The sequence below is a fragment of the Litoreibacter sp. JB4-2 genome, assembly GCF_055693445.1.
The window spans coordinates 822,561-844,109 of record NZ_CM146334.1; the positions used below are offsets into that span (position 1 = coordinate 822,561).

17 protein-coding genes and 1 pseudogene are annotated in these 21,549 nt (G+C 61.2%); 10 read left to right on the forward strand and 8 right to left on the reverse strand.

The window, feature by feature from the left end:
• Window positions 1–98 precede the first annotated feature (98 nt).
• Window positions 99–1,229 carry a tRNA guanosine(34) transglycosylase Tgt gene (gene tgt, locus ACZ1G7_RS04100; RefSeq protein WP_472662532.1) on the reverse strand — a complete coding sequence of 377 codons (1,131 nt, stop codon included), beginning with the start codon at window positions 1,227–1,229 and terminating at the stop codon, window positions 99–101.
• Between the two features lie 44 nt (window positions 1,230–1,273).
• Window positions 1,274–2,485, reverse strand: a complete 1,212-nt coding sequence (locus tag ACZ1G7_RS04105) for an MFS transporter (RefSeq protein WP_472662534.1) — start codon at window positions 2,483–2,485, stop codon at window positions 1,274–1,276.
• 174 nt (window positions 2,486–2,659) lie between these two features.
• Here ACZ1G7_RS04105 and ACZ1G7_RS04110 point away from each other — a divergent pair.
• The 4 genes and pseudogenes from ACZ1G7_RS04110 (at window position 2,660) to tpiA (ending at window position 4,577) form a co-directional block, all read left to right on the forward strand.
• A pseudogene (locus ACZ1G7_RS04110) lies at window positions 2,660–3,018 on the forward strand (SUF system Fe-S cluster assembly protein).
• On the forward strand, window positions 3,018–3,380 hold the full coding sequence (locus ACZ1G7_RS04115; RefSeq protein ID WP_472662536.1) for a HesB/IscA family protein: 363 nt from the start codon (window positions 3,018–3,020) through the stop codon (window positions 3,378–3,380). The pseudogene ACZ1G7_RS04110 and the gene ACZ1G7_RS04115 overlap by 1 nt, the downstream one beginning before the upstream one ends.
• Before the next feature lie 6 nt (window positions 3,381–3,386).
• Window positions 3,387–3,710: a TfoX/Sxy family protein gene (locus ACZ1G7_RS04120; RefSeq protein ID WP_472662538.1), complete on the forward strand. Its 324-nt coding sequence runs from the start codon at window positions 3,387–3,389 to the stop codon at window positions 3,708–3,710.
• 117 nt (window positions 3,711–3,827) lie between these two features.
• Complete coding sequence (tpiA, locus tag ACZ1G7_RS04125; RefSeq protein WP_472662540.1) at window positions 3,828–4,577, forward strand: triose-phosphate isomerase; 750 nt, start codon at window positions 3,828–3,830, stop codon at window positions 4,575–4,577.
• A 136-nt stretch (window positions 4,578–4,713) separates the two neighbouring features.
• Here tpiA and ACZ1G7_RS04130 read toward each other — a convergent pair whose 3' ends face one another.
• The 3 genes from ACZ1G7_RS04130 to ACZ1G7_RS04140 all read right to left on the reverse strand — a co-directional run bounded on the left by ACZ1G7_RS04130 (window position 4,714) and on the right by ACZ1G7_RS04140 (window position 9,694).
• Window positions 4,714–6,597 carry an SLC13 family permease gene (locus ACZ1G7_RS04130; protein ID WP_472662541.1) on the reverse strand — a complete coding sequence of 628 codons (1,884 nt, stop codon included), beginning with the start codon at window positions 6,595–6,597 and terminating at the stop codon, window positions 4,714–4,716.
• A 125-nt stretch (window positions 6,598–6,722) separates the two neighbouring features.
• Window positions 6,723–7,958 (reverse strand): sigma-54-dependent transcriptional regulator, encoded by a 1,236-nt coding sequence (locus ACZ1G7_RS04135; RefSeq protein ID WP_472662543.1) that lies wholly within the window; start codon window positions 7,956–7,958, stop codon window positions 6,723–6,725.
• Window positions 7,955–9,694: a sensor histidine kinase gene (locus ACZ1G7_RS04140; RefSeq protein WP_472662544.1), complete on the reverse strand. Its 1,740-nt coding sequence runs from the start codon at window positions 9,692–9,694 to the stop codon at window positions 7,955–7,957. Before ACZ1G7_RS04140 ends, ACZ1G7_RS04135 begins: the two co-directional genes overlap by 4 nt.
• Window positions 9,695–9,773: 79 nt before the next feature.
• Between ACZ1G7_RS04140 and ACZ1G7_RS04145 the strand changes: the two genes are divergently transcribed.
• Window positions 9,774–10,934, forward strand: coding sequence for a cytochrome P450 (locus tag ACZ1G7_RS04145; RefSeq protein WP_472663661.1), 1,161 nt, complete (start codon window positions 9,774–9,776; stop codon window positions 10,932–10,934).
• 182 nt (window positions 10,935–11,116) lie between these two features.
• Here ACZ1G7_RS04145 and ACZ1G7_RS04150 read toward each other — a convergent pair whose 3' ends face one another.
• The 3 genes from ACZ1G7_RS04150 to ACZ1G7_RS04160 form a co-directional block, all read right to left on the reverse strand.
• Entirely contained in the window at window positions 11,117–12,193 is a 1,077-nt protein-coding gene (locus ACZ1G7_RS04150; protein WP_472662546.1) for an ABC transporter ATP-binding protein, read from the reverse strand.
• Between the two features lie 69 nt (window positions 12,194–12,262).
• Complete coding sequence (locus tag ACZ1G7_RS04155; RefSeq protein ID WP_472662548.1) at window positions 12,263–13,633, reverse strand: SLC5/6 family protein; 1,371 nt, start codon at window positions 13,631–13,633, stop codon at window positions 12,263–12,265.
• A 112-nt stretch (window positions 13,634–13,745) separates the two neighbouring features.
• A complete protein-coding gene (locus tag ACZ1G7_RS04160) occupies window positions 13,746–14,525 on the reverse strand; it encodes an SDR family oxidoreductase (protein ID WP_472662551.1) in 780 nt (259 codons plus the stop codon).
• A 298-nt stretch (window positions 14,526–14,823) separates the two neighbouring features.
• On the opposite strand from ACZ1G7_RS04160, the gene ACZ1G7_RS04165 reads away from it, so the two are divergent.
• The 5 genes from ACZ1G7_RS04165 to ACZ1G7_RS04185 all read left to right on the forward strand — a co-directional run bounded on the left by ACZ1G7_RS04165 (window position 14,824) and on the right by ACZ1G7_RS04185 (window position 21,488).
• Window positions 14,824–15,855, forward strand: a complete 1,032-nt coding sequence (locus tag ACZ1G7_RS04165; RefSeq protein ID WP_472662553.1) for a Hint domain-containing protein — start codon at window positions 14,824–14,826, stop codon at window positions 15,853–15,855.
• Window positions 15,856–15,968: 113 nt separating this feature from the next.
• Entirely contained in the window at window positions 15,969–16,634 is a 666-nt protein-coding gene (locus ACZ1G7_RS04170) for a hypothetical protein (protein WP_472662555.1), read from the forward strand.
• Window positions 16,635–16,972: 338 nt separating this feature from the next.
• Window positions 16,973–18,583 carry a peptide chain release factor 3 gene (locus ACZ1G7_RS04175; RefSeq protein ID WP_472662557.1) on the forward strand — a complete coding sequence of 537 codons (1,611 nt, stop codon included), beginning with the start codon at window positions 16,973–16,975 and terminating at the stop codon, window positions 18,581–18,583.
• A 143-nt stretch (window positions 18,584–18,726) separates the two neighbouring features.
• Window positions 18,727–19,782: a VPLPA-CTERM sorting domain-containing protein gene (locus tag ACZ1G7_RS04180; RefSeq protein WP_472662558.1), complete on the forward strand. Its 1,056-nt coding sequence runs from the start codon at window positions 18,727–18,729 to the stop codon at window positions 19,780–19,782.
• A gap of 194 nt (window positions 19,783–19,976) precedes the next feature.
• The gene (locus tag ACZ1G7_RS04185) at window positions 19,977–21,488 is read left to right on the forward strand and encodes a DEAD/DEAH box helicase (RefSeq protein ID WP_472662561.1); all 1,512 of its coding nucleotides are present in this window, start codon (window positions 19,977–19,979) and stop codon (window positions 21,486–21,488) included.
• Window positions 21,489–21,549: the final 61 nt, after the last annotated feature.

Sequence of the window (21,549 nt, forward strand, 5' to 3'; positions counted from 1 at the left end):
ATTAACCCGTTAGTTGCGGCATGTCTCAAACCACTGAAACATCGCGGTTTTGACGCCAGCGGTGCAGGATTAATGGGTCCTGACCCTAGGCGCGTGATTTACAGCGGGTCGATATCGCCCATCGCGCGGGTGTCATGGAAACTCTTCACAAACCCATCCAAATCACCGGCGGCAATCGCAGCGCGCATCCCCGCCATCAGCTCCTGATAATAATGCAGGTTGTGCCATGTCAGCAGCATCGAGGCGATGATCTCATTCGCGCGGTACACATGGTGCAGGTAGGCGCGCGAATATTGGCTGCAACACGGGCAGCTACACTGCTCGTCCAACGGGCGCGGATCATCCGCATGGCGCGCGTTTTTGATGTTTACCACCCCGCGCCGCGTGAACACCTGCCCGTTCCGGCCAGACCGTGACGGCAGCACGCAGTCAAACATGTCGATCCCGCGCTGCACCGCGCCCACAAGATCATCCGGCTTGCCCACCCCCATCAGATAGCGCGGTTTGTCCTCGGGCAGTTGGTTCGGCGCGTAGTCCAGACAGGCAAACATCGCCTCCTGCCCTTCGCCCACGGCCAAGCCGCCCACAGCGTAGCCTTCAAATCCAATCTCGCGCAGCGCCTCAGCGCTTTGCGCGCGCAGGTCTTCTTCAAGCCCGCCTTGCTGAATACCAAACAGCGCATATCCGGGCCGGTCGCCAAACGCGTCACGTGACCGCGCGGCCCAACGCATCGACAGTTCCATGGACTCAGCAATCCGGTCGCGCGTCGCTGGAAGCGCAGGGCATTCGTCAAAACACATCACAATGTCAGAGCCCAAAAGCTTCTGGATCTCCATAGACCGCTCCGGGCTCAGCATGTGTTTCGACCCGTCGATATGGGATTTGAACGTTACGCCGTCCTCGGTCAGTTTGCGCAGATCGCTCAGGCTCATCACCTGAAACCCGCCGCTATCGGTCAGAATAGGAAGGTCCCAATTCATAAACTTATGCAACCCGCCCAGCTTGGCGATGCGCTCCGCCGTGGGGCGCAGCATCAGGTGATAAGTATTGCCCAGCAAGATATCAGCGCCCGTCGCGCGCACGCTCTCAGGCATCATTGCCTTTACGGTGGCAGCAGTGCCCACGGGCATGAAAGCAGGCGTTCTGATCTCGCCACGCGGGGTGTCAATCTGCCCGGTCCGGGCGCGGCCATCAGTTGCGTGAACGGCGAAGGAGAATGCTTTGGTCATGGCCGCCCATTAGGGCGAATTGCTGGGGACATGCAAGCCACGCACTAGGCTGGCCGCGCCGCCCTGCGCGACCGCATCAGCAGCAGCACCATCAGCGCCACGTTCAGCCCGTTCCACCCAATCCCGTTCAAAAACGCCAAAACGTAGGACCCGGTCTGGTCGTAGATCCACCCCGACATCCAGCCGCCAATCGCCATGCCAAAGATCGTCGTCATGATCACAAAACCCACCTTGGCGCCCGCCTCCCGCGCGGGCAGGTATTCGCGCACGATCACCGCATAGGCGGGGACAATCCCGCCCTGGCTGAGGCCGAAAATCAATGAGATCAGGTAAAGCGACGCCATCCCGTCAAACGGCAGATACAAAAACAACGCGATCATCTGCAGCGTAGAGCCGATCAGCAAGGTCACAACCCCGCCCAGCCTGTCCGACAGCAGCCCCGAGATGATCCGCGACACCACCCCGCCCAGCAGCATCAGCGACAACATCTCCGCCCCCACCGCAGGCCCGTAGCCCAGATCAACGCAATAGGCCACGATATGGACCTGCGGCATCGACATCGCGACGCAGCAGCCAATGCCCGCAATCCCCAGCAGCCAGACCAGTGTCCGCGACGAAAACGGCACAGATCGCCGGTTCTGCGCGGCTGACGCCTCCGCCCGCGCACGCGCCTCCTCTGGCAGCGCCCGGCGCAGCAGCAGGGCCAGCGGGATCATCGTCACAAGGCTCACAAGCGCCAGAACCACATAGGCCGCCCGCCACCCGTCGCCCGCAAGAATAGGCGCCAGAATGATGGGCCAAATCGCCCCGCTCAGGTAGTTGCCCGAGGCCGCAATCGCGACCGCAATGCCGCGCCGTCGAAAGAACCAATGCGACACATCCGCGATCAGCGGCCCAAAGCACACCGATGACCCAAACCCGATGGCAAATTGCAGCGCCGTGATCAGCCAGATCGACGGCGCAAGTGCCGCCAATCCAAAGGCGCTCGAAAACAGGACGGTCGCGGTAATCACACAGGCGCAGACCCCAAACCTGTCAACGGCGCGCCCCAAGACCAGATTTCCCAGCGCAAACCCGATCATCGTCAGCGTATACGGCAGCGACGCATCCGCCCGGTCGACGCCAAACTCGGCCTGCATCGCTGGCATGATCACAATGATCGCCCACATCCCGGCATTGCCCACCAGCGCAATCGCCAGCGTGATCGCCAGCCGCGCCCAGGAATAGCGGCTATCAAGAGATGTGGGTTGCGACATAAGCGCGACGCTAGGCGCGCGCTGACCCGTTGTATAGGGCCAGTTCTGCCGCTCCATAGTCCGGCATTTGCGTCACTTTCGCAAAAGTTGACCGACCCGCCTCTGGACGCCGCGCCCCTCAATCCCTACATTAACGCTCAACAATGCCGCCATGGCCCGCACTGGATATCTGACATGAACGACCAAACGCCGCTCGAAGGGACCCCTTTGATCAAGCCGTCTTCGACGGACCACCCGCTGCACGAAAACATCGTGGAGGCGTGTCGCTCGGTCTATGACCCTGAAATCCCTGTGAACATCTTTGATCTGGGCCTGATCTACACAATCGACATCAATGCCGATAGCGACGTCAATGTGCTGATGTCGCTCACCGCCCCGGATGCCCTGTTGCAGGCGAAATGCCCGGCTGGGTCGCAGAGGCGATCGAACCTCTTCCAGGCGTCAAATCCGTCAACGTCGAACTGGTGTGGGAGCCGCCCTGGGGCATGGAAATGATGTCTGATGAAGCAAAGCTGGAATTGGGGTTCATGTGATGTTCATCCCAGGTCAACAAGCTGTCAATATCACGCCTGCCGCCGCCGCGCAGATTGCAAAGCTCTTGGCAAAAGGCAGCCACAAGGCCTTGAAAATAGGCGTCAAAAAGGGCGGCTGCGCCGGCATGGAATACACCATGGACTATGTCGATGAGCTGGGCCCCCATGACGAGGCGGTCGAACAAGACGGCGCCCGCGTGGTGATCGCCCCTATGGCGCAGATGTTTCTCTTCGGCACAGAAATTGACTATGAAACCAGCCTGTTAGAGAGCGGTTTTAAATTCAATAACCCCAACGTGTCCGAGGCCTGCGGCTGCGGCGAGAGCATCAAGTTCGACGACACGCTCTTCGCCAAACCCTGACCGCAGATGGCGGTGTCTGAGGCCGATATCGACTTCGCCACAGAGCTGTTTGAAGGCCTCGGCGCCATCTCCACGCGCAAAATGATGGGTGGGCTCTGCCTTTACCATGACGGCACGATCTTCGCGTTGCTCTACTCGGACGGGCAACTCTTTATCAAGGCACAAGGCGATTTTGTGCAGGAAATAGAAGAGCTTGGCGGCCAACGCTGGACCTATCAGCGCGAAGGCAAAAAGCCCGTCTCAATGCCCTATTGGACCCTGCCCGACGCCTATCTCGACGACCCGGCGGAGGCACAAGCCCTCGCCCGCCGCGCGCTCAGCTTCCTCTGACCCGCCCGAAGCCGCCCGCAGCTTACGCGAACCAAAACCGCCTAAAGCCAGACCAAAACCCGCTTGCCCTCTGCCCGGCCCTTTGCAAGGTTGCACGCCAACCAACAGGAGAACGTCATGCGCAAAAAACTCGCCGCCGGAAATTGGAAAATGAATGGCCTGGCCAGCAGCCTGGTTGAGCTGGACGCGTTGCGCAAAACCCACCCTGATCCCAGCGTCGAAATCCTGATTTGCCCGCCCGCAACCCTGATCAGCACCGCCGTGGTCAGTGCTGCAGATCATCCGCTACAGATCGGCGGGCAAGACTGCCACGCGCAGGAAAGCGGCGCTCATACCGGAGATCTGTCTGCCCAGATGATCAAGGATGCAGGCGCCTCCCATGTGCTCACCGGCCATTCTGAGCGGCGCACTGATCACAATGAAGCCGACGCCGATATCCGCGCCAAGACCAAAGCCGCCCATGCCGCATGCCTGACGGCGGTCGTGTGTATCGGCGAGACGCTTCAGGAACGCGAGGCGGCCAACACATTGCAAATCATCGCAGGCCAGCTTGCAGCCTCCCTACCCGATGTGCTGACGGCCGAAAACACCGTCATCGCCTATGAACCGGTCTGGGCCATCGGCACCGGCAAAGTGCCCACCACAAACCAAATCGGCGAAGTGCATGATTTCATCCGGACCAAGCTGGAACAGCGCTTTGGCGCGGGCGTCGGCAAATCGATCCGCATCCTCTATGGCGGCTCCGTCAAAGCCTCCAACGCCGAAGACATCTTCGCCGTCTCGAACGTGGACGGCGCATTGGTCGGCGGCGCCTCCCTCAAAGCATCAGATTTTTCACCGATCATCACGGCGCTTGAAAACGCCTGATCCGCTTCATTGTTTCAAAAATATTCCGGGGAGTCCGCAGGACGGGGGCAGCGCCCCCAACTATCGCGTGGCCGACAGGCCGCGCAAAACCTCGCGCGCGCAGCGCAAGACCCCCAACATGATGAACGCAGGACGTTCAATAAAACAGGTTCAAAGCCCCTAGCGAGACGATCAAAAACAGAATTGTCATGACCCCGCCCGCTTTGACAAAATCGGCCACCCGGTAACCTGCGGGCCCCATGATCAGCGCGTTCACCTGATGGGTCGGGATCAGGAAACTGTTCGAGGTCGCAATCGCCACCGTCAGGGCAAACATGGCGGGGCTGGCCCCTGCCGCCACCGCAATTGACACAGCCAAGGGCACCAGCAACACCGTGGCGCCGACGTTGGACATGACCAGCGTGAACACGGTCGCCAAGACCGCCAAACCCGCCTGCAACGCCCAGATCGGCCAACCATCGAGCAGCGTCAGAATCTGCGCCGCGATCCATCCCGCCGTGCCCGTGTTCTGCACGGCCTGCCCCAAGGGGATCAGGCTCGCCAACAAAAACACGGTCTGCCAACTGACGGCGCCGTAGGCTTCGTCCACTGTCAAAACCTTGCTGATGATCATGCCCACCGCGCCCACCAACAGGCATAGCGACAAGCGCATATCGGTAAACAGCACCAGCACCAGCGCCACCGCAAAGAAGCCCAACGCCCAGGCGACCTTGTGCGGGCGCAGCTCTTCTTGCGGGAAATCCGTGGTCACGATGACAAAATCACGGTCAGATTTGCGCCGCGCAAGTGAATCCCATGTCGTGTGCACCGCCAGCGTGTCGCCGGTATGCAGCACCTGGCGCCCCAGACGGCACGCCTCATGCTCTTCGGTTTCAACAAGGCTCAAAACCTCTTCGCCGCGATGGATCGCCAGCAGCGAAAACCCGTAGGTTTGCCGGATCCGCACATCCCCCGGCGTCTTCCCGATCAGGCTGGAATTGGGCGGGATCACGATCTCCGCCACACCCGCGCTCGTCGACGCAAAATCCTCCGAGAAGCGGTCGATCTGCGGCAAGACCTCCAACCCATATGTGTCAGAAAACTCCTGCACGACCCGCCGCAGCCCAAGCACCGCCAACCGGCACGGCGTCTCGATCCGCGTGTCGACCATCGGCGCCACGACTTTCTTGCCCCGGTAATCCGTGCCCACAATATACAGGTGATGGGCATCCATAATGTCGTTCAGCGTCTGGCCCACCAGAATATTGCCTTCCGGCACCACGACCTCGAACATATCGGCGTTCAGCCCATAGGTTTGCCGCATATAGGCCTGCATAGATTGGCCAGTCGTGGCGTCCTCCTTCTCGTTCGTAGTGGGCAGCACCCAACGCCCCAGCAAGACAAAATAGGCGATGCCGGTCAGGATCAGGCAAATCCCAACGGGCGTGACGGAGAACAGCCCAAATTCCTCGATTTTCTGGTCGTCGGGCAGGCTGTCATTGGCGCTCACAATCAGATCATTTAGCAAAATCAAGGGGGACGAGCCCACCATCGTCATCGTGCCGCCCAAAATCGCGCAGAACCCCATCGGCATCAGCAGCCGCGACAAAGGCAGGCCCGTGCGGGCCGAAATGCGGCTGACCACAGGCAAAAACAGCGCCGCCGCGCCCACATTCTGCATGAAGGATGAAATCACCGCGACCGTACCCGACACGATCGGGATGATCCGCGCTTCGGTGGTGCCGCCCTTTTTCAAGATCAGCCCCGCCACCTTCGACATCAGGCCCGTCTTGTCCAGCCCAAGCCCAATGATCATCACCGCAATGATGGAGATCACGGCGTTGGACGCGAACCCGTCAAACAGATGGTTCACATCCGCCAAATTGCCCAGGCCCGGCAGGTAGCTCAGCGCGCCCAGCAGCACCATCACGAAGATCGCGGCCAGATCGATGCGGATTATTTCGGAGACGAACAGCCCAACCGTCAGCGCCAATAGCCCCAACACCACGCCCATTTCGAATGTCAGACTTATCGGGTCCACTGCGCCTCCAGACCTGTCATTTTAGCCACGTCGCCACAAAGCGCCAGAGGGTCATTGGTCCCAATTTGGTCATGATGAAGCCTCTGCCACGAAACTGAACAAATTTCTTTGCACGGATTGCGATGCTAGGCCTCCGGCGCGCGGCGGCGGTAGTCTTCGGCGCGGATTCCGTGGCGCGTCAGTTTGTCGTAAAAGGTCTTGCGCGGCAGCTGCAGCGCTTTGGCGGTCTCGGTGGCGTGGCCATCATGGGCCTGCAGTGCCTCAACGATCATCACGCGTTCGACCTGCGCCATCCGTTCCGACAGGCTCAGCTCCTCCACCTCATCAAATTCGGGCAGGCCCATGGCGCAGCGCATTGCTGCGTTCATCAGCGCGCGGGTGTTGCCGTCCCAGGGATGGGCCACCAGCCGCGCCATCTGCTCAGATCCAATCTGCGGCATGGCCAGATCGGCCTGTTCGCAGGCAATCGACAGGTAGTGTCGAAACAGGATCGGAATGTCTTCGGCCCGCTCGCGCAAAGCCGGGATGCGTACGCTGGCCGCCGCCAGCTTCAAGCGCAGCTCTGGCAGCAGCCGCTCCGAGGCCAGTCGCGATTTCTGGTTGGACGCGGCCAGGATGCGCGCGCCCTCCTCCGTATCAAGATGGCTCAGCAGGGCCGATTGCGTGTCCTGAGGCAGGTTGGTGACTTCGTCAATGTAAAGGCTACCCGCCCCGGCACCGACAAGGGCCTCATGCAGCTGCTCGGGCGTCAGCCCCAGTCCTGCGCGTTTCACAAACCCGGCGCGGGCGCGCGCAGACAGCAGGTGGACGACCTCGGCCACTTTCGCGCTGCCCGACCCCGGCTCCCCCATGATCAGAACGGAGGCGTCCGATTTGGCGACGCGGCGCACCCGCAACCGCAGCTGTTCGGACCGCTCCGAGATGCCCAGCAGCATCCGCGATGCGGCGTCGCCCGCCTCAGCGGCCACCGCATGGTTGCGCACGGCCAGAACATCGCGCCGGGCTTTCAATGCGCGGGTCACCACCTCCAGAAGCTGTTTTGTGGCGCACGGCTTTTCCAGAAAGTCAAATGCCCCTTCCGACATGCCTTTCACGGCCATCGGTATGTCGCCCTCCCCGGTGAGCAAAATCACCGGCAGGTCCGGGTCGACGGCGCGCGCATACCCCAAGACGTGAAACCCGTCGCGCCCGGACATCCTGATGTCAGACACGATCACCCCGTCAAAGTTGCGGTCGATATGATCCTTTGCCACGATGAAAGAGCCCGCAAGGATTGGCTGCAAATCCGCCAATTCCAGTGTTTGGCCCAGCGCCGCGCGCACAGGCGCTTCGTCGTCAATCAGCAAAACCTTGTCGCTCATGCGGCCTCCTCCTCTTCTGTTGCGGGCTGCAACTCAATGGCGAATTCGGCGCCGCCCTCGGGATGGTTGCGCCCCCGGATAGCACCACCAAAGCTTTGCACGATGCCGTAGGAAATCGACAGGCCCAGCCCCAAACCGTCGCCTTTGCCAACCTCTTTGGTGGTGTAGAACGGATCAAAAACCTTCTCCGGGTCCGCCAGCCCCGGCCCGTTATCGCGGATCGTCAGCCAGGTCGGATCGCCCGGGCTGACCGTGACAAACAGCGCTCGCGCGTCGCGGCCTTCCATCGCGTCCAACGCGTTGCCGACAAGGTTGATCACCACTTGCTGCAAACGCACATCGCCGCCATGAACGAAAACCGGCCCATCCGGCTTATCAAGATGCACACGCACATCCTCGTCTTGCAGGCGCGTCGCGAAAAGCTCCAGCACCGCGTCCAGCACCGCACCGATTTCAACCTTGCCGAAAGGCTCCGTCTCTTGCCGGGCAAAGGCGCGCAGGTTCTTGATGATCCGCCCCATCCGGTGCGCCAGATCGCCAATGCGGTTCAGGTTGTCGCCCGCACGCTCAGCCTTGCCGCGCTTCAGCAGTTCCGCCCCGTTTTCGGCAAAAGACCGGATTGCCATCAGCGGTTGGTTCAGCTCATGGCTGATCCCGGCCGACATTTGCCCCAAGGCAGACAGTTTGCCGGCCTGTACCAAGTCCTGTTGCGCCTGCTGCAAGGCGGCGGTGCGTTCCGTGACACGCGCCTCCAGCCGCGCATTGGCCTCTGCCTCAACCCCAAGCAGATCCAGCACGGCCTGCCTGCGCTGCACAAAGAACAATATCACCGCGCCGACAATCAGCCCAATCGCGGCTGCGGCAAAGGCCTGCAAAAGCGCCAATTGCTCGGCATCGGCGCTGTCGATCAGGATCTCGCCATGCATATTCAACAAGGGCAGTGACCGCGTGATATGCAGCGCGCGCTCGGGCATGTAGGACACCTCATTTTGCGCCCAAAGCTCCTCCCCGCCCCAAATTTCTGACCGGATGGGGACGAAGCTGCGCAGCGTGTCGATGCGGTAGGCGCCGGTCTGTTTTTTTGCCGCCTGCAAACCGTCCAGCGGGGAACGCGTCTGATACAAAAGCTGCCTGCGGTTACTGACAAAGACAATGCCCGCCGCATCCGTGAAAAACACCACTTGCGGCGAGGCCCGCCAATCCGTCTCTAGACTTGCCAAACTGACTGACACGACAACGGCCCCCGCCGCTTTGCGCCCGGCCCCAAAAACGGGCGCAGCAAAGGTGAAAGACCGCTGCCCTTTCGCGCCAATCTCCGCGTGCATCGCGCCCAGCCCGCCCTGTCGCGTGCGTTCAAAAAAGGGCGTCTGCGCCAGGCTTGGCGCGCGGGCGCGGGTATGCGATTGCGCCACGACTTGTCCCGCGGCATCCACGACCAGTATTTCCAGCGACCGCGTCAAACCCGCTGTGCGTATCAGGATGCTTTGTGCCGCCTCCATATCGACCGCGCCGCCGGTGACGAGTGGCACTAGCGTCGGGTGCTCCGACAACAGAACCGCCAACCCTCGGTAGCTTTGCAACTGGCTCACCAACCTGTCGGAAGCCAATGACAAGTCCGCGCGTCCCTGCTCACCCAGCTGCCCCAACGCTGCCCCAAGCGCGATCCACCACACCCCCAGCGACACCGCCGCGAGGGCCGCCAAATAGGCGCAGATGGCAAGAACACGGGGGCGCATCGATGGTCCTTCAAAAATGAATGCTCAGCTTACAATCAGCGGGCTTGCCTTGGCTATCCCCATTTCACATACCATGCCCATGCACCGCGTGACCCAATCCCCAACCGACGACGCTTTCGTCCAGGACCCCTACCCGTTTTACGACCGGCTGCGCCCGTATGGCCCGCTTGTCTGGTGGACGGAGTATGACATGCCCGTCGCAGCGTCCCACGCCGTGGTCAGCGCCATGCTGCGCGACCGCCGATTTGGCCGTGAAAACCCGATGGGCCTAAGCTTCCCCGACCGGCTCGCGCCGTTTTATGCGGTCGAGGCGCATTCGATGCTGGAGCTGGAACCACCCCGCCACACCCGCCTGCGCGGGCTGGTGCTGCGCGCCTTCACAACGCGCCGGTTGCGCTCCCTTGAGCCTGAGATTGACGCGCTCTGCCACGCCCTGATCGATGCGTTCCCAACAGGCCCGTTCGACCTGCTCACGCATTACGCCCAAAAGCTGCCGGTGATCATCATCGCCCGCCTTCTCGGCGTGCCGGAGGCGATGTGCCCGCAACTGCTGGCCTGGTCCAACGCCATGGTCGGCATGTATCAGGCCGGTCGCACCCGCGCGGATGAGGACGCCGCCTGCCGCGCCGCCACCGAATTTTCCGACTTCCTGAAAACCTACGTCACCGCGCGCCGCGCCACCCCGAAAGACGACCTGATCACCAGCCTGATCGCCGCTGAGGAAGACGGCCAGAAACTCTCAACCGATGAGCTGATCACCACCTGCATCCTGCTCCTTAACGCGGGCCATGAGGCCACGGTGCACACGCTGGGCAACGCGATCCTGACCTGCCTCAAAACCGGTATCCGCCCTCAGGACGGCTCGCATTTCACGGAAGAGGCCCTGCGCCACGACCCGCCGCTGCACCTGTTCACCCGCTTCGCCATGGATGATGTCACGCTGCATGGGCACCGCTTCGCAAAAGGCGACCAGATCGGGCTCCTCCTCGCTGCCGCCAACCGCGACCCCGCTGCATTCACAGACCCGGCAAATTTCAACCCGAACCGCAACGCCAAAACCCATACCAGCTTCGGCGGCGGCATCCATTTCTGCGTCGGCGCGCCGCTCGCGCGGATGGAAATCGCCGCCGCAATCCCGATCCTCTTCGCCCGCTGCCCCGCGCTCAAGCTTGACGCCCCCGCGCGCTTTGCAAATGTCTACCACTTCCACGGCCTGGAAACGCTCCAAGTCACGACCTGACGCGCGCCGCGCGCCAAACAAACCAACACATTCTCAGCAAGAAAGACGCGCAGCCGATCCTGCGCAAGTGCCACCGCCAGCCAGACTCAGCGCCGGAGGCGCTACCCCGCCGCGATGCGCCAGACCCTCGGGGCTGGTCTCGCCTGCCCGCCCATCAGGCGCAACAGCCGAAACACAGCCCGTTAGGCCCGCTCCGCAAACACAAAGCACCGGTCCCGCCGCATCGTCAGCCAAAGCGGCGTTCCGGGCTTGGGCAAAAAGACCGCTGGCACGGTCGCCGTCAGGACGGAGCCGTCAAACTCCATCTCGAACTCAACCAGGCTTTCGCGCCCCATAAACCGGGCCCGCTTCACGATGCCGCGCGCAGGCACGCCTTCTTGTGGTGTGGCGTTCGGCCCGCGCCCCTTGCGGTCGAAATCAATGCGCAAATGCTGCGGGCGGATGATGATCTCCACCGGTTGGCCGTCTTTCAACCCCGGCGTCAGAAACTGCCCAAACGGCGTCTCGGTCAGCGCGCCGGTGCTCACCCCGTGGATCACGTTGATATCGCTGAAAAACGCTGCCGCCTGCTTGTCGATCGGCGCGTTATACAGGTTGTAGGGGTTGCCGCGTTGCACAATCGCGCCGCCGCGCATCAGGGCAATCTCGTCGCTCATCCGCATCGCTTCATCGGGCTCATGCGTGACCAGCAGCACGGCCGCGCCTTCTTCTTTCAGCACGGTCAGCGTCTCGTCACGAATGCCGTCGCGCAGCCGGTTGTCCAGCCCCGAAAACGGCTCATCCATCAGCATGATCTTGGGGCGCGGGGCAATGGCGCGGGCAAGCGCCACGCGCTGCTGCTCGCCGCCCGACAGTTGGTGTGGGTAGGCGTCCGCATGCGCCTCCATGCCGACGCGCTCCAGCAGCTGCGCCACCCGCTTGCGCGTATCCGCCTTGGAGGCCTCAACGCCAAAGCCCACATTCTGCGCCACGCTCAGATGCGGAAACAGCGCGAAATCCTGAAACATCAGCCCAATCGGGCGCTCTTCGGGCAGCAGGCTGCGGCCGGGGCCGCAAATCAGCTCGCCGTCAAAGTAAATCTCGCCGCTCGTCTGCCGCTCCACGCCTGCGATCATCCGTAAGGTCGTGGATTTGCCGCATCCCGACGGCCCCAGCAGGCAGGTGACCTGACCCGGCGCAATGGCCAGAGACACGTCATCGACCACGCGCGCGCCACCATAGGTTTTGGTGATGTTTTTCAGTTCCAGCCTGGGGGTCACGCGCTGCCTCTTCTTGTTACCTGATGAAAACAATCAGATAATCATCGCGACCAGATAGCAGCCGCGCGCTTAGGCGGCAACCCTGCGGCGCCCCAAGGTCACAGCCGCGAACCCGACAAGCAACACCGCAATGCAGATCGCCAAAAGCTGCTCGTATTTATGGGCCTCGGGCAAAAGCCAGGACACCGCGTCCCAGCCGCGCGCGAAATAGACAAAGGCGCCCGCAATCGCCGCCGCAAAGGCCACCAGATAGGCCCAAAGCGCGACCCGCCAGTTGAACACGAAAACCGCAATCATCACCGGTGTCAGAAACATCGACGCCGTGCCGCTGACCGCCACGGCGTCAAACAAGGTCGCGTTACCCCACAGCGTCAGCGCACCGCCCAGCACCATGAATACGACCATCGTGATGCGTCCGCCGTTCAGTGTTCTCTTGGCCCAGCCCAGCTCCTCAACCACCAGCCGCGCAGCGGAACTCAGCGCCGAATCCAGCGTCGACAAGGCCGACACCAGCAGCGAGACCATCAACAGCACAAACACCCAGGCCGGGAACATCTCCGCCCAAGTGCCCAGCAATTGGCCCTCATAAGATGCGCCCAGATTGGCTGCATGAATCCCGAAAAACCCAAAACCGATGATGCACAGGGTCGACACCCAAAACGCATGAATGAACGATTGCCGCGTGGTGGCTTGGTCGGCCACAAAGCCACGATCCATCATCACCGGGTCATGCGCCGGGTAGGAAAACACCTGCAACAAGGCAACCGCCAGCAAGACCCAGCCGGGGCGCGTGCCGCTGGCCCCCTCAGAAGTCAGGATCGCCGCAAAGGAAAACTCGGGCGAGGCCACCAGCGTCACGAAAGCAATGCCAAACACCGCCAGAAACGCCACCATCTGCACCACATCCGTCCGCAGCGCCGCCGACAACCCGCCCCATGCCGAATAGGCCAGACCCAGCACCGCCACGACGATGATCGCCGCCGTGCCTGCGCCCATAACGCCGGGCATGACGGCGGCAAAGATCAGCCCCACGACCAGCAAATTCGCGAAGACTTCCGACAGAAGGCGCAGCGCGATCACCAGATTGTAGCTCTGCGCGCCCGTGCTGCCAAACAGCGCCCGCAGCCATCCTTGCACGGATCCCGCATCGCGCAGCCGCAGCTGGCCGACGATATAGCCGCCCGTCAAAAACGACAGGTAATAGGCCGCATAGGCCAGCGTGCCGGGAAAGCCGTAATAGTAGCCAAGGATCGCCGCATTCATCAGGGAGCGCGCAAAAATCCACGTGGTGACCTGGCTCAGCACCAGCACCAACAACCCCGGCGCCCGCCCGTCGATCTGCCCGTTGAAAAACCCTTCCACGCCCGCGCGACGCGGCGCCACAAGGAAGGAGACAACAATAATCGCGGCAAGAAGGCCGGTGATTGCAAGGCTGGTCATGTTGGGGAAGGGTCCGGGTGTTAGCTAAGTTGCCAGACACCTACCTGCGGCGCGCGTCAAAGGCGAGCATCATTCCCGCCTCTGACGCAGATGTGAGCCTAGGGTCAGGACCCTAGATCGTGGCGTTGGTCGCACCGCCGTCCAGCAGCACATTCTGTCCGACCATGTAGCCCGCATGCTGCGAACACAGGAAGGCACAGGTCGCGCCAAATTCTTGCCGCGTGCCATAGCGCCGTGCCGGGATGGTTGCGGCCCGCTGCGCTTGCGCCTCGTCCATCGAAATCCCCTGCGCCTCGCTCACACCTGTGTCGAGCGAAACCGCCCGGTCCGTCGCATGTATTCCCGGCAGCAAGTTGTTGATGGTCACGCCAGACGGCGCCACCTGCCGCGCGGTTCCGGCGACATAGCCCGTCAACCCGGTGCGCGCCGCGTTGCTTAGCCCCAGGGCCGGGATCGGCGCTTTGACCGATTGGGATGTGATATTGACCACCCGCCCCCAGCCGCGCTCCATCATCGCGGGCAGGCATGCTTTCATCAGCGCAATCGGGGCCAGCATATTGGCGTCCAGCGCCGCAATAAAATCGTCGCGGTCCCAATCCGACCATAGGCCCGGCGGCGGGCCACCTGCGTTGGTGACCAGAATGTCGATCTGGCCTGCCGCATCCAGCACCTCGGCGCGCCCTGCTTCGCTGGTAATGTCAGCCGCCACGGCGGTGACCTCGACGCCAAACCGCGCGCGGATGTCGGCGGCGGCGGCCTCCAACGCATCCGCACTACGCGCGTTCATGACCAGGTCGCAGCCCGCTTCCGCTAAAGCCTCCGCGCAGCCCAGTCCCAACCCTTTGCTTGATGCGCAAACCAAGGCGCGCTTGCCACTGATGCCCAATTCCATCGCCGTTCTCCTCCTGCTGTGTTGTGCCTTGCGTAGCATTGCCAATGGCGCGGGCGAAAGCCCCGCCGCCGCAGAAATGCGCGGCGCCTTAACCCAATGTGAGGCATTGAGGTGCCAGTTTTGCGCAAAACACACGTAATTTCCCCGCGATCCCGCCCGCCGGATTTGCAAAAACCCCGCAACCTCGGCTAGCTTGGCAAAGCTGGTGGTGGGGTAAGCAACGGCGCAAGGGCATGAAAAGGAAGCCCAATCAGCGCCGGGGCGTAGCCAAAAGTTGAACCCTGGGATGCCGCCGCCAATGGACCTGCCTGTACATTCTGGACAAAAAGACGCCCGCGCGACGCTGGTGCTGTCGGTCTATGACGGCGCGCAGTTGCGGGTCTGCGAGGGCGTCAACCAGGGCGATCCGGTCGCGGAGGCGTCGCTGCTCTGCCTTGATGACACCTACCGCCTGACGCGCGAGGCCCCCTTGATGTCGCTGTCGCTGCACGAGCGGCGCAAGCAGCAGCCCGGCGCGGGCCCCGTTTTTGCCGTCACCAAATCCTCCGAGATCGAAACCGAAGGCGTCGCCGCCCGCGTCTGCTCCCGGCTGACCTTCATGACGGCGATTGGCGCTTGCGTTGATGCGCTGGTCATCGCCTGCGACGCGCCGCTCACCCGCTACTACATCCACCCGCTCGGCCCGTTCGAGCCGGGTCGCGACTACACCCTGATCTCGCAGGAACCCGACCCGAAAGACATCCCGCTGGCCGATCTGACCGCCATGAGCTTCGGGCGCGGCACCCGCATCACCATGTCCGACGGCACCCAGCGCCCGGTCGAAACCTTGCGCATCGGCGAACGCGTCCTGACCCGTGATAACGGGATGCAACCGATCCGCTGGATCGGCAGCCGCACCGTGCAGGCCGTCGGCAGCTTCGCCCCCGTCATCATCGCGCCCGGTGTCTTGGGCAATGCCGAGAACGTCACCGTCAGCCAGCACCACCGCGTCCTGATTTCCGATTGGCGGGCGGAGGTCATGGTCGGCGCCCGCGACGTGCTCATTCAGGCCAAAGAGCTGGTCAATGGCGACACGGTCTTCATCCGCTCCGGCGGCTTCATCGAATACACGCAGCTGGTGTTCGACCACCATCAGGTGCTCTACGCAGAAGGGATCCCTGCTGAAAGTCTGCACATGTCGCACCAAATTCTGGCAGGCCTCCCCGATGAGATCGCCCAACAGGTCCGAGCCGCCCTCCCCGATCTGGGCCAAGAGCCCCCCAAATTCAGCCGCATGCCCCTCGACAGCGAACAGGCCGCCAACCTGCTGAAGCAAACGGGCCGGTTTTAGGCTAAGCTGCTTTGCGAGGCCAGTGCCGAAATTTCTTTGAAAAGCGATAGCGTCTGACCTAACATAATTTCTCAAGAGTTTTTTGTTTTGTTTTGTTTGAGTGGCGGATTGATATGAACACGCGTGCGGCGCTAAGTTCCATTCTTGTTCTACTTGCTTCGGTGTTGGGGTTTTATTTCACGACCGTGATCGCCGAAATTCGTGCATCGCCTTCTGTTGTCTATTCGCTTTCAAAGTACAAAGACAAAGCTGTGCTGAATGTTCAAAACGTCTCAGCCATACACACGATTACCCAGGGTTCCTATGGGATCATCTGTCAAAATGCGGACGGGGCACCTAAGAAGGATTGCTACACGGACCATGTGTTAACCCTTATCCCGCCGGTCTGGATCAAGGAATTTAGGGAGGATCCTGAATCACTGGTCAACGAAAACCTGATCTATGAATTCGACCTGCCACCCGGCGCCAACTTCAAAATCACAGCAAACTTAAAGAACGCCGAAGACAGCAGCCTCTACTTCTTGTTCTCACAAGTTGGCGCGCAACAGCCGGTCGCGCTCATTCAGAACAAGGCAGGAACTGCGTTCTTTTTGAAAACTTATCACTTGGCTATGGCCTTTATTTTCATAATTTCCACCCTCGCCGCAATTGTGCTTGCGCTTGCAATGGCCGCTTCCGGCTCAAAAGAAGGCAGCAAAAAAAATGTTACCGCTGACACGCGCCATTCTCGCATCCTTTCTCGTCGTATGCTTCGCCGGCTCCTCAAGCGCGCAAATTGAAGTTGTCGCCATCTATATCGATGATAAGGGTACGAAAAAAAGGATCCCTATCAAGCAGCCAAAGTTAGTGCCCAAGCAGCGATCCGGATCGATAGAATTTGAACGCCTAAATCGCGGCCGGGTCTGGCAAACGTCAATCACACGCTGCCCCTCTGGGACGTCGATCCGCGTTGGTGGCCTCGCAGGCGCATGGGGTGCGAACCTGAAAATCGTCAACAAAACGAAGGTCTGCACATCCCCGGTCGTCCAATTCGACGTTACTGAGCATCCGAATAAGTTCTGACTAGGAAAGAGCATTCCCTCTTTCAGAACAGGGCGGATTTGGTTATCTGCACCCCATGTTAGATCGCGCCTCAAACCAGCCCGTCCTGCCGCCTGAAATTGCGCGGCGTCGGACCTTTGCCATCATCTCTCACCCCGATGCGGGCAAGACAACGTTGACGGAAAAATTTCTGCTCTATGGTGGCGCCATTCAAATGGCCGGTCAGGTGCGCGCCAAGGGTGAAGCCCGGCGCACGCGTTCCGACTTCATGCAGATGGAAAAAGACCGTGGTATCTCCGTGTCTGCCTCCGCGATGTCGTTCGATTTTGGCCAGTACCGGTTCAACCTCGTGGACACGCCCGGCCACTCCGATTTCTCCGAAGACACGTATCGCACGCTGACGGCTGTGGACGCCGCCGTCATGGTGATTGACGGCGCGAAGGGCGTGGAAAGCCAGACGCAGAAACTGTTCGAAGTTTGTCGTTTACGTGATCTGCCGATCTTGACCTTTTGCAACAAAATGGACCGCGAAAGCCGCGATACCTTCGAAATCATTGACGAAATCCAGGAAAATCTGGCGATTGACGTCACCCCCGCATCCTGGCCTATCGGCGTCGGTCGCGACTTTATGGGCTGCTATGATTTGCTGCGCGACCGTCTAGAACTGATGGACCGTGCTGACCGCAACAAGGTCGCCGAAAGCATCGAGATTAACGGCCTCGACGATCCCAAACTCGCCGAACATGTGCCCGCCGCATTGCTGGAAAAGTTCCTCGAAGACATCGAAATGGCGAAAGAGCTGCTGCCAGAGCTTGACCATCAAGCCCTGCTCGATGGCACCATGACGCCGATCTGGTTCGGCTCCGCGATCAACTCCTTCGGGGTGCAGGAACTGATGCAGGGCATCGCCGAATACGGCCCCCAGCCACAGCCCCAAAAGGCTGAGCCGCGCCAGATCAGCCCCGACGAGAAAAAAGTCGCAGGGTTCGTCTTCAAGGTGCAAGCCAACATGGACCCCAAGCACCGCGACCGGGTCGCTTTCGTGCGTCTCGCCTCGGGCCATTTCAAACGCGGCATGAAACTGACCCATGTGCGCGAAAAGAAACCCATGGCGATCTCCAACCCCGTGCTGTTTCTCGCCTCCGACCGCGAATTGGCGGAAGAGGCCTGGGCCGGTGACATCATGGGCATCCCGAACCATGGACAGCTGCGTATCGGCGACACCTTGACCGAGGGCGAGGCGCTGCGCGTCGCAGGCATCCCTTCTTTCGCGCCAGAGCTTCTTCAGACCTGCCGTGCCGGCGACCCTATGAAGGCGAAACATCTAGAAAAAGCGCTGATGCAATTTGCCGAGGAAGGTGCTGCCAAAGTCTTCAAGCCTGCCTTTGGGTCCGGCTTCATTGTTGGCGTCGTGGGCGCCTTGCAATTCGAGGTTCTGGCGTCACGGATCGAGCTGGAATACGGCCTGCCGGTCCGGTTTGAAGCGTCGCAATTCACCTCGGCCCGCTGGGTCACAGGCGAAAAAGCCGCTGTGGACAAATTCATTGCCGCCAACCAGCAGCATATCAGCCACGACAATGACGGCGACGTGGTCTTCCTGACCCGCATGCAATGGGACATTGACCGCGCTATTCGCGACTATCCTGACGTGATGCTCAGCGCCACAAAGGAAATGATGGCGCAGTAGCGTCATCCTTTTCCTCAGGACCTGATAGGTTCTCAAGAAACCACCACAAATATCTGAAAATTAACCATTAACTGATTGACTTCAATTGGGGTGCTGCGCACTCATGGGCCTGTTAGAATTAACCAGAATAGGCACTTCCTTTAATGACACATACGACCAATTTTTTGACCATCGCCTTCGCTTCGGCGGCGATGACACTGGGCGCCCAAGCGGCAACCGTGAGCAGCGTTTCTATTGTCGATACGCAAGCCGGTGCGTCGCCACCCGCACTGACCGACACTGCCATCGACGGCACAGCCTCGGTTAACAATGCGCCCCTTGGCTCGTCTGTGGCCACGCAAAATGCAGACGGCACCTCCGCCGTGCGCGCATCGACCGAAGGCTTCGGGTTCGGCCCGCAGCAAAAGGTCACATCAACCGCCACTTTTGCGCAGTCCGAGACCAACCTCTCAGGCGCCGACCGTGATTACACGCTCAGCTTCACGCTCGCAGATCAAACTGCTGACTTCAACATCGGTGGTTTTGTCGCAACGCGCGCCCAGCCCGGCAACCCGTCCCCGGCACCCGCACCTGCGCCTGTCGCGCGTTCTCTCGCAGCAGCCGCAGCACCCACCCCAGTGCCCGCAACGCCAATCACCCCCGGTGTCGCCCCAAGCAACGCGCTGAACCCGTTCGGCACTATCGACGATCCAAACGCGCTGCCTATCCTTGTGGGCTTCCCGCCACCCGTCACAGCCGCCTCGTTTGAGTATGTGATCGAGGTCAACGGCAACACAATCCTGAACGCCCGCGCCGACGCCATCCTCGACGGCACCGACCTCGACGCCGGCCTCAGCTTCGACGCCGTAAGCGGCTTCACCCCCATGTCGGTCGCCAACACTGGCACGCGCGGCTACACGTTCTCCGTGGCGCCAATCTCCGGCCTGTTCGACCTGGGCACATTCAAAGCCAATGAAACGATTAACATCACCTCCAAGCTGATCGCGCGCGCCTACACGACGGGCGGCGGCTTCGACACGGTCCCGGTCTCCATCAACAGCTTCTCGACCGACCCGATTGCACTTTCCAGCATCGGCACGCTGACCAGCACACCGACCAACCCGACCACGCCATCGGCCGTCCCCCTGCCCGCCGCGGGCTGGCTGCTTCTGGCAGGTCTGGGTGGGCTGGGCGCGCTGCGCCGCCGCCAAACCCGCTAAGTCACCCGAAAAACACACAAAACGCATCGCCCCGGCGGTGCGTTTTGCTTTTGCGCGCCTTTTATTGACGCAGGCCGGGTCTTGCTCTACATCCACCCTAGCTTGCGGAAACCGTCCACAGGCGCGACGCCGGGGCGCGTTGGTTAACTGGCGTCCCAAATCACTGCAGCACTCACTGCACCATTTGGATATACATGACAAAATTCTCAGATCTGAAACTTCACACGAAGGTGCTCAAAGCCATCGACGAGGTCGGCTATACCGACCCCACTCCGATCCAGGCGGGCGCTATCCCCCCCGCGCTGGAAGGCCGCGATGTCCTGGGCATTGCGCAGACCGGCACCGGCAAAACCGCCAGCTTCACGCTGCCGATGATCACCATGCTGAACCGGGGCCGCGCACGGGCGCGCATGCCGCGCTCGCTGGTGCTTGCCCCAACGCGCGAACTCGCGGCGCAGGTCGCCGAAAACTTCGACCTCTATGCCAAATACACCAAGCTCACCAAGGCGTTGCTCATCGGCGGGGTCTCCTTCAAAGAACAGGACCAGCTGATCGACAAGGGCGTCGACGTGCTGATCGCCACGCCGGGCCGCCTGCTTGATCATTTCGAGCGCGGCAAGCTGATCCTCACAGATGTCAAAGTCATGGTGGTCGATGAGGCCGACCGCATGCTCGACATGGGCTTCATCCCTGATATTGAACGGATTTTCGGCCTGACGCCCTTCACGCGCCAAACCCTGTTCTTCTCCGCCACCATGGCGCCGGAGATCGAGCGGATCACCAACACTTTCCTGTCCAACCCCGAACGGATCGAGGTCGCGCGCCAAGCCACAACCTCGGAAACGATCACCCAATCCGTTTTTGAGATTGCCGGTGCAGGCCGTGACACACCGAAGAAAAAGCGCGATTTCCTGCGCCATTTGATCGATCTCGAAGGCGAAAACGTCACCAACGGTATTATCTTTTGCAACCGCAAGGTCGATGTCGATATCGTCGCCAAAAGCCTGAAGAAATACGGCCATGACGCCGAGCCGATCCATGGCGATCTGGATCAATCCTACCGCACCCGCACGCTGGAAGGCTTCCGCGACGGCAAGCTGCGCTTCCTTGTGGCCTCCGATGTGGCCGCGCGCGGGCTCGACATTCCAAATGTCAGCCATGTGTTCAATTTCGATGTGCCCAGCCACGCGGAAGATTATGTGCACCGCATCGGGCGCACAGGCCGTGCTGGCCGCACCGGCACCGCGATGATGATCTCGACCCCCAAAGATGATAAGCTGTTGGCGGGCATTGAAAGCCTGATCGAAAGCACGATCCCGCGCGGCGATACCAGCGATTTCGCGCCGTCAGGTCCTGCCACCCGCAAGCCGGTGGAGCCGAAAGAAGAAGAGGCCGCCAAACCAGCGCGCAGCCGTACACGCAAACGTGCCAGTTCCAAAACGCCTGCCCCCTCTGATACGCAGGAGGCGACCCCATCCAACGCGGACGCCGCGACACAGGCCGCTCCTGATACGGAGCTACAAAAGACGGCACAGCCGGAACCGGCGCAAGAAGACGCGGGACCAAAAGCGGATAGCAAACGCACACGTGGTGGGCGCGGCCGCAACAACAACCGGCGCGATGATCGCGGCCCGGATGTGGTGGGCCTCGGTGATCACCTTCCGGGGTTTATCGAAAAAAGCTTCGACGAGCGCCGCGCGGATTAATCCGCGCAAGACCCCACTCACTCGCCTTGGCAAAGCGGCGCGCCACCTGCCAGGGCCGCGC

Excerpts from the sequence above, each read along its gene's own strand:
- tgt (WP_472662532.1), bottom strand. The coding sequence starts at position 1,229 with ATGACCAAAGCATTCTCCTTCGCCGTTCACGCAACTGATGGCCGCGCC.
- ACZ1G7_RS04105 (WP_472662534.1), bottom strand. The coding sequence starts at position 2,485 with ATGTCGCAACCCACATCTCTTGATAGCCGCTATTCCTGGGCGCGGCTG.
- ACZ1G7_RS04115 (WP_472662536.1), top strand. The coding sequence starts at position 3,018 with ATGTTCATCCCAGGTCAACAAGCTGTCAATATCACGCCTGCCGCCGCC.
- ACZ1G7_RS04120 (WP_472662538.1), top strand. The coding sequence starts at position 3,387 with ATGGCGGTGTCTGAGGCCGATATCGACTTCGCCACAGAGCTGTTTGAA.
- tpiA (WP_472662540.1), top strand. The coding sequence starts at position 3,828 with ATGCGCAAAAAACTCGCCGCCGGAAATTGGAAAATGAATGGCCTGGCC.
- ACZ1G7_RS04135 (WP_472662543.1), bottom strand. The coding sequence starts at position 7,958 with ATGAGCGACAAGGTTTTGCTGATTGACGACGAAGCGCCTGTGCGCGCG.
- ACZ1G7_RS04140 (WP_472662544.1), bottom strand. The coding sequence starts at position 9,694 with ATGCGCCCCCGTGTTCTTGCCATCTGCGCCTATTTGGCGGCCCTCGCG.
- ACZ1G7_RS04145 (WP_472663661.1), top strand. The coding sequence starts at position 9,774 with ATGCACCGCGTGACCCAATCCCCAACCGACGACGCTTTCGTCCAGGAC.
- ACZ1G7_RS04155 (WP_472662548.1), bottom strand. The coding sequence starts at position 13,633 with ATGACCAGCCTTGCAATCACCGGCCTTCTTGCCGCGATTATTGTTGTC.
- ACZ1G7_RS04160 (WP_472662551.1), bottom strand. The coding sequence starts at position 14,525 with ATGGAATTGGGCATCAGTGGCAAGCGCGCCTTGGTTTGCGCATCAAGC.
- ACZ1G7_RS04165 (WP_472662553.1), top strand. The coding sequence starts at position 14,824 with ATGGACCTGCCTGTACATTCTGGACAAAAAGACGCCCGCGCGACGCTG.
- ACZ1G7_RS04170 (WP_472662555.1), top strand. The coding sequence starts at position 15,969 with ATGAACACGCGTGCGGCGCTAAGTTCCATTCTTGTTCTACTTGCTTCG.
- ACZ1G7_RS04175 (WP_472662557.1), top strand. The coding sequence starts at position 16,973 with ATGTTAGATCGCGCCTCAAACCAGCCCGTCCTGCCGCCTGAAATTGCG.
- ACZ1G7_RS04180 (WP_472662558.1), top strand. The coding sequence starts at position 18,727 with ATGACACATACGACCAATTTTTTGACCATCGCCTTCGCTTCGGCGGCG.
- ACZ1G7_RS04185 (WP_472662561.1), top strand. The coding sequence starts at position 19,977 with ATGACAAAATTCTCAGATCTGAAACTTCACACGAAGGTGCTCAAAGCC.